The sequence below is a fragment of the Pseudomonas frederiksbergensis genome, assembly GCF_001952935.1.
Lineage (GTDB): Bacteria > Pseudomonadota > Gammaproteobacteria > Pseudomonadales > Pseudomonadaceae > Aquipseudomonas > Aquipseudomonas frederiksbergensis.
This window is the reverse complement of sequence record NZ_CP018319.1, coordinates 534,058-545,000: the sequence shown is the minus strand read 5'-3', so window position 1 is coordinate 545,000 and position 10,943 is coordinate 534,058. Positions and strand designations below refer to the sequence as shown.

Below are 10,943 nucleotides of genomic sequence, written 5' to 3'. Positions count from 1 at the left end.
TAGTGGCGAGCGAACGGGGACTAGCCCTTAAGTGGCTTTGAGATTAGCGGAACGTTCTGGAAAGTACGGCCATAGTGGGTGATAGCCCTGTACGCGAAAATCTCTTAGTCATGAAATCGAGTAGGACGGAGCACGAGAAACTTTGTCTGAATATGGGGGGACCATCCTCCAAGGCTAAATACTACTGACTGACCGATAGTGAACTAGTACCGTGAGGGAAAGGCGAAAAGAACCCCGGAGAGGGGAGTGAAATAGATCCTGAAACCGTATGCGTACAAGCAGTGGGAGCCCACTTTGTTGGGTGACTGCGTACCTTTTGTATAATGGGTCAGCGACTTATTTTCAGTGGCGAGCTTAACCGAATAGGGGAGGCGTAGCGAAAGCGAGTCTTAATAGGGCGTCTAGTCGCTGGGAATAGACCCGAAACCGGGCGATCTATCCATGGGCAGGTTGAAGGTTGGGTAACACTAACTGGAGGACCGAACCGACTACCGTTGAAAAGTTAGCGGATGACCTGTGGATCGGAGTGAAAGGCTAATCAAGCTCGGAGATAGCTGGTTCTCCTCGAAAGCTATTTAGGTAGCGCCTCATGTATCACTGTAGGGGGTAGAGCACTGTTTCGGCTAGGGGGTCATCCCGACTTACCAAACCGATGCAAACTCCGAATACCTACAAGTGCCGAGCATGGGAGACACACGGCGGGTGCTAACGTCCGTCGTGAAAAGGGAAACAACCCAGACCGTCAGCTAAGGTCCCAAAGTTATGGTTAAGTGGGAAACGATGTGGGAAGGCTTAGACAGCTAGGAGGTTGGCTTAGAAGCAGCCACCCTTTAAAGAAAGCGTAATAGCTCACTAGTCGAGTCGGCCTGCGCGGAAGATGTAACGGGGCTCAAACCATACACCGAAGCTACGGGTATCACTTAGGTGATGCGGTAGAGGAGCGTTCTGTAAGCCTGTGAAGGTGAGTTGAGAAGCTTGCTGGAGGTATCAGAAGTGCGAATGCTGACATGAGTAACGACAATGGGTGTGAAAAACACCCACGCCGAAAGACCAAGGTTTCCTGCGCAACGTTAATCGACGCAGGGTTAGTCGGTCCCTAAGGCGAGGCTGAAAAGCGTAGTCGATGGAAAACAGGTTAATATTCCTGTACTTCTGGTTATTGCGATGGAGGGACGGAGAAGGCTAGGCCAGCTTGGCGTTGGTTGTCCAAGTTTAAGGTGGTAGGCTGGAATCTTAGGTAAATCCGGGATTTCAAGGCCGAGAGCTGATGACGAGTTACCCTTTGGGTGACGAAGTGGTTGATGCCATGCTTCCAAGAAAAGCTTCTAAGCTTCAGGTAACCAGGAACCGTACCCCAAACCGACACAGGTGGTTGGGTAGAGAATACCAAGGCGCTTGAGAGAACTCGGGTGAAGGAACTAGGCAAAATGGCACCGTAACTTCGGGAGAAGGTGCGCCGGTGAGGGTGAAGCATTTACTGCGTAAGCCCATGCCGGTCGAAGATACCAGGCCGCTGCGACTGTTTATTAAAAACACAGCACTCTGCAAACACGAAAGTGGACGTATAGGGTGTGACGCCTGCCCGGTGCCGGAAGGTTAATTGATGGGGTTAGCTAACGCGAAGCTCTTGATCGAAGCCCCGGTAAACGGCGGCCGTAACTATAACGGTCCTAAGGTAGCGAAATTCCTTGTCGGGTAAGTTCCGACCTGCACGAATGGCGTAACGATGGCGGCGCTGTCTCCACCCGAGACTCAGTGAAATTGAAATCGCTGTGAAGATGCAGTGTATCCGCGGCTAGACGGAAAGACCCCGTGAACCTTTACTATAGCTTTGCACTGGACTTTGAATTTGCTTGTGTAGGATAGGTGGGAGGCTTTGAAGCGTGGACGCCAGTTCGCGTGGAGCCAACCTTGAAATACCACCCTGGCAACTTTGAGGTTCTAACTCAGGTCCGTTATCCGGATCGAGGACAGTGTATGGTGGGTAGTTTGACTGGGGCGGTCTCCTCCTAAAGAGTAACGGAGGAGTACGAAGGTGCGCTCAGACCGGTCGGAAATCGGTCGTAGAGTATAAAGGCAAAAGCGCGCTTGACTGCGAGACAGACACGTCGAGCAGGTACGAAAGTAGGTCTTAGTGATCCGGTGGTTCTGTATGGAAGGGCCATCGCTCAACGGATAAAAGGTACTCCGGGGATAACAGGCTGATACCGCCCAAGAGTTCATATCGACGGCGGTGTTTGGCACCTCGATGTCGGCTCATCACATCCTGGGGCTGAAGCCGGTCCCAAGGGTATGGCTGTTCGCCATTTAAAGTGGTACGCGAGCTGGGTTTAGAACGTCGTGAGACAGTTCGGTCCCTATCTGCCGTGGACGTTTGAGATTTGAGAGGGGCTGCTCCTAGTACGAGAGGACCGGAGTGGACGAACCTCTGGTGTTCCGGTTGTCACGCCAGTGGCATTGCCGGGTAGCTATGTTCGGAATAGATAACCGCTGAAAGCATCTAAGCGGGAAACTAGCCTCAAGATGAGATCTCACTGGGACCTTGAGTCCCCTGAAGGGCCGTCGAAGACTACGACGTTGATAGGTTGGGTGTGTAAGCGCTGTGAGGCGTTGAGCTAACCAATACTAATTGCCCGTGAGGCTTGACCATATAACACCCAAGCAATTTGCTGACCCTTCTTTATAAATGAAAAGGGGCACCAGATTGCGGTGTGTGAAGACGATACAAGTCGAAAATTCGAAACGAAACACACAAATCTATCGCATACCCATTCGCTGGAGCGTGAACCGTAAGGTAAACGACCTGGCTACCGAATTTCTTGACGACCATAGAGCATTGGAACCACCTGATCCCATCCCGAACTCAGCAGTGAAACGATGCATCGCCGATGGTAGTGTGGGGTTTCCCCATGTGAGAGTAGGTCATCGTCAAGATTAAATTCCGAAACCCCTATCTGCGTATGCAGGTAGGGGTTTTGTTTTGTTCGCAGGAAAGTGCAGTAGCGAAAAAGGCGCACCCGTTAGAAGAAATCCCACTAAATTGACCGCCCGGTTTTTGGTATGGTGCAGCTCGTTTTTTAACGGACTGATTTCAAGCATACGGATTGGCGCCCCCCTTTTTAGTCAAAGAGCTGCTGCAGAAATGCCCCAACCGATACCCATAAAGGACCACGAAAAAGAGACGCGTCTGGTCAACAAAAGACTGATGGCTTGCGCCCTGTTCGTTGTTGCCATTACCTGCGCGCTGGTCGTGCGCATGTATGTCCTGGAAGTGGTCGAGTTTGACTATCACTCGACGATCTCAGAAAACAATCGCGTCCACGTCCTGCCGATCACCCCCACGCGCGGATTGATCTATGACCGCAATGGCGTGGTTCTGGCGGACAACCGCCCCAGCTTCAACCTGACCATCACCCGCGAACGCGCCTCCGATGTTAAAGAGGAGCTGGATGAAGTCGTCAGCCTCCTGCACTTGCCGACAGAAGATCGAGCACTGTTCGACAAGGCAATGAAGCAGCCCCGGCATCCTTTCGTGCCGGTCACTTTGTTCTACGAGCTCAGCGAAGAACAAATCGCCGTGTTGGCGGTCAACGAGTTCCGTCTGCCGGGGATCGATGTAGAGCCACAATTCGTTCGCCACTACCCGATGGGTGCGCACTTTGCGCATTCGATCGGCTACGTCGGCCGCATCAACGAGAAAGAGTCCAAAGCCCTGGACACGGTGGAATACCGTGGCACTCAATCAATCGGCAAGACCGGCATCGAAAAATTCTACGAGTCGCAGTTGCACGGCCAAGTGGGTTACGAAGAGGTCGAGACCAACGCTCAAGGCCGGGTCCTGCGAGTGCTCAAGCACACCGATCCGATCCCAGGCAAAAACATCGTACTGAGCCTCGACGTCAAACTTCAGGAAGCCGCCGAGGAAGCCTTGGGTGATCGTCGCGGTTCGGTGGTCGCTCTCGACCCGTCGACCGGCGAAGTACTCGCGATGGTCAGCAAGCCGAGTTTCGACCCGAACCTGTTCGTCACCGGAATCAGCTTCAAGGAATACGCAGCGCTGCACGATTCCATTGACCGGCCGCTGTTCAACCGCGTGCTGCGCGGCCTGTACGCACCGGGCTCGACCATCAAGCCGGAAGTCGCCATTGCCGGCCTCGACGCCGGCGTCGTTACCCCGCAGACCCGCGTCTTCGACCCTGGTTACTACCAACTCCCGGACTTCGATCACAAATACCGCAACTGGAACCACAGCGGCGATGGCTGGGTGGACATGGACGCGGCGATCATGCGCTCCAACGACACTTACTTCTACGACCTGGCCCACAAGCTGGGCATCGACCGACTGCATGACTACATGGCCATGTTCGGCCTCGGCGAGAAAGTCTCGCTGGACATGTTCGAAGAGTCTGCCGGCCTGATGCCATCGCAAGCCTGGAAGCGTGCTACGCGCCGTCAGGCGTGGTTCCCGGGTGAGACTGTGATCCTTGGCATCGGCCAGGGTTACATGCAGGTCACCCCATTGCAGCTCGCCCAGGCCACGGCACTGATCGCTAACAAAGGTGTCTGGAATCGCCCGCACCTGGCCAAAACCGTGGACGGTGTTGCGCCAGTGGATGAGCACCCAATGCCAAACATCCTGTTGAAAGACCCGCGTGACTGGGAGCAGGTCAACCACGGCATGCAAATGGTGATGCACGACGCTCGCGGGATTGCGCGGGCGGCAGCGCAGGGCGCTCAGTACCGCATCGCCGGCAAGAGTGGTACCGCGCAAGTGGTGGCGATCAAGCAAGGCGAGCGCTACAACCGTGCGAAAACCCTGGAGCGTAACCGCGACAACGCCTTGTTCGTCGGTTTTGCCCCGGCTGAACATCCGAAGATCGTCATCTCGGTGATGATCGAAAACGGCGAGGCCGGCGGCCGCGTCGCAGGTCCCGTGGTACGGCAGATCATGGATGCCTGGCTACTCGATCAGGACGGCCACTTGAAGCCGCAATACGCGACACCGAGCAAAGCACCGGGCCCCCCTCACGTGTAAGCGCTCGGTATTTATGCCGTGTGTCGGCGGCTTGAGCCATAACGAAGCCGAGGACGTGTTGCTCACAGTTGACTGAGTTGAACCGCAGTTTTCTGGGCAACGCTGAACTTGTGGGAGCCTGCTCGCGATGAACGATGACGCGGTGCCACGGATGAAACGCAAGCGCCATAAGGCACTTGCCATCGCCCTGACGTTAACGTAAAGATTGCGCCAGGGCGCTGATCTTAAAAAAGCGCAGGGCGGACCGATCCGGAGCGCTTGATGACGCTAATAAAAACAACTCATCCCACGTTGCACCATGAAGCTCGGCTGGCCCGGGAAAAACTCCATCTCGAGGGCGAAGTCCCGGATGGCGTGTTGCGGGCGGAAATCGACGCGTCGTGGCGGCGTAGCCTCAGCCATGGTGTGCATTTCAATGCCAAGCACGAGCTGGCGCTGGAATCGAGCGCGAGCCTCGACGTGCTGTTGGCGAGCAATCGGCTGTTGATCGATGCGGCATTGCCGGCCATCGATTACCTGGCCGAACGTCAGGGCAAGGAAGGGCTGGTCATCCTCGCCAATTCCGACGCCACCATTCTAGCTGTCGAAGGCCGCGCCGATCGCCTCAAGGGCTGCGGCCTGCAAGACATCACCCTAGGTGCCTGCTGGAGCGAAGCCGCTCGCGGCACCAACGCGCTGGGCACCGCACTGGTGGAGGCCCGGCCAACGATGATCGATTGCGGCGAACATTACCTCGATCGCTTGACCGATTTCTCCTGCACCTCGGTGCCGATCCATTGTCCGCAGGGCGACATCCTCGGCGTACTCGATCTGACCCGCGAAGGTCCGCTCGGCCGCGTTCACGACAGCACTGCGTTGCTGGCCATGGCCGTCAGCCAGATCGAAAGCCGGGTGTTCAACGCCAGTTATCCGGACGAGATCGTCCTGGCCTTCCACAGCCGTCGGCAGTACCTCGAATCCCCTTGGCAGGGCTTGTTGGCCGTGAGCCTTGGCGGGCAGATTCTCGCGGTCAGCGCCCAGGCCTGTCAGTTGCTGCATGCCGAGCGATCGGCGCTGGTCGGTCGCCGCTGTGAAGAGTTTCTGGGCGTCGATGGCCTGCAACTTTTGTCGCGTCTGCATCAGGGCGGTGTCGGCAGTCTGCAAACCGCCAAAGGCGAGTTCTTCTACAAAACCCTGCGCGCGCCGCAGCGTACGATCAACGTCAGCACGCCGCCGCGCAGCCCGGCGAAAACCGCCAAAGCACAACCGGATCTCGAATTTCTGGCCGGCAGCAATGTCCGTTATGCCCGAGCCTTGCGCATGGCCCGTCAAGGCCTGGCCAATGAGCTGCCGGTGTTGCTGCTGGGCGAAACCGGCACCGGCAAGGAAGTCATCGCCCGCGCCCTGCACATGGCCGGCACCCGCTGCGACAAACCCTTTGTCGCGGTGAACTGCGCGGCGATCCCCGAAGGCCTGATCGAGTCGGAACTGTTCGGCTACCGCGAAGGCGCGTTCACCGGCTCCCGTCGCGGGGGGATGATCGGTCGGCTGCAACAGGCCCACGGCGGCACCTTGTTTCTCGATGAAATCGGCGACATGCCGCTGGCCTTGCAGGCCCGTCTGTTGCGGGTGTTGCAGGACCGTAAAGTGGCACCGCTGGGTGCCGGTGAAGAGCAAGACATCGACATTGCACTGATCTGCGCCACCCACCGCGACCTCAAGCGACTGGTCAAGGAAAAACACTTTCGTGAAGACCTGTTTTATCGAGTCAACGGCATTAGCGTGATGCTCCCGGCCTTGCGCGAACGTGAGGATTTCAGCGCTCTGGTCACGCGCCTGCTGGCCAGACTGGGTGCGCCGACGATGGTTCTGCATGACGATTTGAACCGCTTGCTCGGCGGCTATCACTGGCCGGGCAACATCCGCCAACTGGAAATGGTCTTGCGCACCGCGCTGGCCATGCGCGAGCCGGGGGACACCGTACTCACCCTCGACCACTTGCCCGACAGCATGCTCGACGAGTTAAGCGCCAGCGAACGTCCTCAGGCCGGCAGCATTCGCGAAAATGAACTGGAGCTGATTCGTCAGTCCCTGGACACTCACCAGGGCAACGTCTCGGCCGCCGCCGACGCCTTGGGCATCAGCCGCGCGACCTTGTATCGCAAGCTAAAACAGTTGCGCTCGTGATGCAGCGCTTGATCGTTCGGCTGATCGACAGCCAGGACCCTGAAGCCCTGCAAGCGGCGTTGCGCTGGCTGTACAGCTTCGTACGGCCCCATCGTCTGGCGATTGCCGGGCTGCTCGGGCTGTCGGTCTGCGCCTCGTTACTGGTGCTGGTCCAGCCTTGGCTGACCAAACTGCTGATCGACGATGGTTTGCTCGCACGCAACTTCCCGATGCTGGTGCTGATCGCCGGGCTGATGATCGTGGCCGGGCTGCTGGGAACGCTGCTGTCGGGGATCAACCGTTACCTGCACACGCGGCTGTCCGGGCGGATTCTGTTTGCCCTGCGCGATGACCTCTATCGACATCTGCAAACCCTCTCGCCGAGTTTCTATGGACAGCGCCGAATCGGTGACCTGATGTCGCGCCTCGATGGCGATGTTGCGGAGATCCAGCGCTTTGCCGTGGACTCGCTGTTCTCGGCAGTGTCGAACGTGATCGGCCTGGTCTGCGCCGTGGCGATGCTGCTGACCCTGTCGTGGAAACTCTCGTTGCTGGCACTGGTGCTGATTCCCCTAGACGTGCTCTGGCTGCGCTGGATGCGGCGAAAGGTCGAGCGCGATGTGCGGCAATTGCGCGAGCGCTCGGCGGACATGTCCTCGTTCATGGTCGAGACGTTGCCGGTGATGAAATTCATCCAGTCCGCCGGCCAGCAACAGCGTGAATCGCGGCGCCTGGAAACCCTGGGTCAAGGCTACATGAGCCAGTTGCTGCGCCTGCAAGTCACCGAGTTTTTCACCCAGGCGGTGCCGGGCACTCTGACGTCGCTGTCCCGTGCCTGTGCGTTCCTGATCGGCGGATATTGGGTGGTGCAGGGGACTTGGCAACTGGGCGCGCTGATCGCGTTTTCCACCTATCTGGGCATGGCCGTCGGACCGGTGCAGAGCTTGCTCGGGCTCTATGTCGCGGTCCAACGAATGACCGTCAGCCTCGGGCGCGTGATGGAATTGCGCGGCGAAGAACCCACCGTTCTCACACCGATTACGCCGCAACCGATGCCGACTTCCGGCGAGCTGCGTTTCGACAACGTGCACTTCAGCCATCCCGGTCGCCCGACGACCCTGCGCGGCATCGAAGCACGAATTCCCTACGGTTTGAAAGTCGCCCTGAGCGGCGGCTCCGGGGTCGGTAAATCGACCCTGATCGACCTGCTGCAACGGCACCACGATCCGCAGTCCGGCCGAGTGTTGCTGGGAGAGGTCGATCTGCGCGAACTGGACCTGTTCCAGCTGCGTAGGCGGATTGCGGTGGTCAGTCAGGACATCGTGCTGTTTCGCGGCAGCCTCGCCGACAATCTCGCCTACGCGGTGCCGGACGCCAGCCGTGAAGCGATTGCCGAAGTCGCTCGGCTGGCGCAACTCGACAGCCTGATCGAGTCTTTGCCCGAAGGTCTCGACAGTCCGTTGGGCGAACGCGGTCAGCAGTTGTCGGGTGGGCAGAAACAGCGCATCGCCATCGCCCGGGCGCTGTTGCAGGACCCATTGATTCTTGTGCTGGACGAAGCGACCTCGGCGGTGGATGAAGCCACCGAGCGCGAAGTCATCGAAGCCATCGACCGACTGTTTGCCGGGCGCACGCGGATCCTCATCAGCCATCGTCCTTCAACCTTGGCCGATGCCGATTTGCGCTTCGAATTGCTCGACGGCGTACTCATTTCAAAAACGGTGCTGCATGAAGCCTGAGCTGCGGATTGGTGTGGTGGATAGCGGTCACTCGGCAGCGCAACGGGTGCAAGTGGTCGCCGGGCGGCGCTTTTCGTTGCTGGCCGATGGAATGGCCGAAAGCGATTTGCGCGACGATCCGCTGGGCCACGGCAGCGCGGTGATCGAGGCCATCGGTCGACGGGCGCCTGCGGCGGTATTTTGCGTGGCTCAGGTGTTCGACCAGCGCGGGGTCACCAGCGCGTTGCAGATCGCCACGGCGATTGACTGGCTGGTGGCGCAGGACGTTCGGCTAATCAATTTGAGCCTCGGTCTGCGGCAGGATCGCAGCCTGTTGCGTGAAGCCTGCGCGGCAGCGGTGGCGCGGGGCATCCTGCTGTGTGCGTCCAGCCCGGCGCAGGGCGAAGGAGTATTTCCGGCGAATTATCCCCAAGTGCTGCGGGTGACCGGCGATGCCCGTTGCTCCGAACAGGAATGGTCGTGGCTCAACAGCGCTCAAGCGGATTTTGCCGCGTGTGTGCATGGCACCTATCCGGGGCAGTCCGGCGCCAGCCTCGGCTGCGCGGCGTTGAGCGGGCACATTGCGGGTTTCCTGGTGGCTCATCCCGAGGCGAGCAACGAACAGGTCATCGAGTGGCTGCGGGAGAATGCCCGCTATCGCGGCCCTGAACGGCGCTTCGGCGCATGATTCTGATTCTTGGCGCAGGGCCGGCGGGAGCGGCGGTTGCCTTGGGTTTGCGTCGGCTCGGTTATCCCGTGACGCTGGTCAGCGAATGGCGGCGATTTGCGGCGCTGGAAGGCGTTTCCCTTCGGGTGCTGGAAGCCTTGCGTGGCGCGGGGCTTCATCAAGCTTTGGCGGATGCGGCGCTGCCGTCTCAGCGGCAGGTGTCATGGAACGGTCAGCAGCATGCGCAGAACATCGAATTTTTACTGGATCGCCCGTGCTTTGATCGAGGCTTGCGCGAGGATCTGCGCCTGGCGGGCGTTGAGCTGATCGAAGGCCGCGTGCTGACGGTGCAGTCATCGGCTTCAGGGCATCGGGTCGAGGTTGAAGGGCGCGATGTATTGCTTGCAGATTTTCTGGTCGAGGCGCGCGGGCGTCAGGCTCCTGCGCTCGGCAAAGGCCTGCGCGGGCCGGAGACGGTCAGCCTGCTCAATCGCTGGCGAGGCACGCCGGGCAGCACCGCCAGTGCGGTGGAAAGCCTTGAGGACGGCTGGGCCTGGATGGCCCGGCGAGCCGACGGTCAGTGTTACTGGCAATGGACGGTGGACGTGGCCAGTGCTGAGTTGCCGGGCAAGGCGCAATTGCTCGACTACTGTCGTCAACGGCGCCAAGGTTCGGCGTTGGCGCGGGCGTTTTTTGGTGTCGAGCCTGAACACGATCTACAGCTGCATGCCCGCAGCAGCACCGCGATTTTGTGCCCGCAGGTGTGTGGCGAAAACTGGATTCGGGTCGGCGACGCGGCGATGGCGGTGGATCCGCTGTCGGGCAACGGGATTTTTCAGTCCTTGTCCTCGGCGTTACAGGCGCCAACGGTGATCAACACGTTGTTGCGCAAACCCGAGCGAGCGGCGCTGGCCCGGCGCTTTCATCAGCAACGGGTGGAGCAGCTGTTTTTGCGTTTTGCGCGGATCGGGCGGGATTTTTATGCCGATGAGCAGCGGTGGCTGGATCAGCCGTTCTGGCAGGCGCGGCGGCAGTGGCCGGATGCTGAGGTGGCGCATGCCGAGGCGGATTTTTCCTCGTTGAGAATCGAGCGTGCGCCGGTGCTGCGTGATGGATATGTGGATGAGGCCGAGGTGGTGGTCACAGCGGATCAGCCGCTGGGGATCTGGCATGTGCAAGGGGTTGAGCTGGCGCCGTTGGTGCGGCGGTTGCGGGCCGAGCCGGCCGAGCAGGTGTTGGCCGGATTGACGGTGGAGCAGGGGCGAATGGTCAGGAGTTGGTTGTTGGCTCAAGGGTATAAGCCCTGAATGTGTGCCAGACCGGTCTGGCCTCTTCGCGAGCAAGCCCGCTCCCACAGGGGAACGCACTCCAATGTGGG

Annotated in this window: 5 protein-coding genes and 2 rRNA genes (1 of these 7 running past the window's edge); all 7 read left to right on the top strand. The window is 59.2% G+C overall.

From position 1 onward, the window contains the following. Positions 1-2,650 (top strand): 23S ribosomal RNA (locus PFAS1_RS02725); it begins 242 nt to the left of the window's first position. 168 nt (positions 2,651-2,818) lie between these two features. Then, a 5S ribosomal RNA gene (rrf, locus tag PFAS1_RS02720) occupies positions 2,819-2,934 on the top strand. A 208-nt stretch (positions 2,935-3,142) separates the two neighbouring features. Beyond that, the gene (mrdA, locus tag PFAS1_RS02715) at positions 3,143-5,035 is read left to right on the top strand and encodes a penicillin-binding protein 2 (RefSeq protein WP_076028112.1); all 1,893 of its coding nucleotides are present in this window, start codon (positions 3,143-3,145) and stop codon (positions 5,033-5,035) included. A 261-nt stretch (positions 5,036-5,296) separates the two neighbouring features. Continuing rightward, a complete protein-coding gene (locus tag PFAS1_RS02710; RefSeq protein WP_076028111.1) occupies positions 5,297-7,201 on the top strand; it encodes a sigma-54-dependent Fis family transcriptional regulator in 1,905 nt (634 codons plus the stop codon). Further along, the gene (locus PFAS1_RS02705; RefSeq protein WP_076028110.1) at positions 7,201-8,919 is read left to right on the top strand and encodes an ABC transporter ATP-binding protein; all 1,719 of its coding nucleotides are present in this window, start codon (positions 7,201-7,203) and stop codon (positions 8,917-8,919) included. The genes PFAS1_RS02710 and PFAS1_RS02705 overlap by 1 nt, the downstream gene beginning before the upstream one ends. Continuing rightward, a complete protein-coding gene (qhpE, locus tag PFAS1_RS02700) occupies positions 8,909-9,586 on the top strand; it encodes a subtilisin-like serine protease QhpE (protein ID WP_076028109.1) in 678 nt (225 codons plus the stop codon). Before PFAS1_RS02705 ends, qhpE begins: the two co-directional genes overlap by 11 nt. Further along, the gene (qhpG, locus tag PFAS1_RS02695) at positions 9,583-10,872 is read left to right on the top strand and encodes a flavin-dependent monooxygenase QhpG (RefSeq protein WP_076028108.1); all 1,290 of its coding nucleotides are present in this window, start codon (positions 9,583-9,585) and stop codon (positions 10,870-10,872) included. The genes qhpE and qhpG overlap by 4 nt, the downstream gene beginning before the upstream one ends. Positions 10,873-10,943: the final 71 nt, after the last annotated feature.

Excerpts from the sequence above, each read along its gene's own strand:
- mrdA (WP_076028112.1), top strand. The coding sequence starts at position 3,143 with ATGCCCCAACCGATACCCATAAAGGACCACGAAAAAGAGACGCGTCTG.
- PFAS1_RS02705 (WP_076028110.1), top strand. The coding sequence starts at position 7,201 with ATGCAGCGCTTGATCGTTCGGCTGATCGACAGCCAGGACCCTGAAGCC.
- qhpG (WP_076028108.1), top strand. The coding sequence starts at position 9,583 with ATGATTCTGATTCTTGGCGCAGGGCCGGCGGGAGCGGCGGTTGCCTTG.
- qhpE (WP_076028109.1), top strand. The coding sequence starts at position 8,909 with ATGAAGCCTGAGCTGCGGATTGGTGTGGTGGATAGCGGTCACTCGGCA.
- PFAS1_RS02710 (WP_076028111.1), top strand. The coding sequence starts at position 5,297 with ATGACGCTAATAAAAACAACTCATCCCACGTTGCACCATGAAGCTCGG.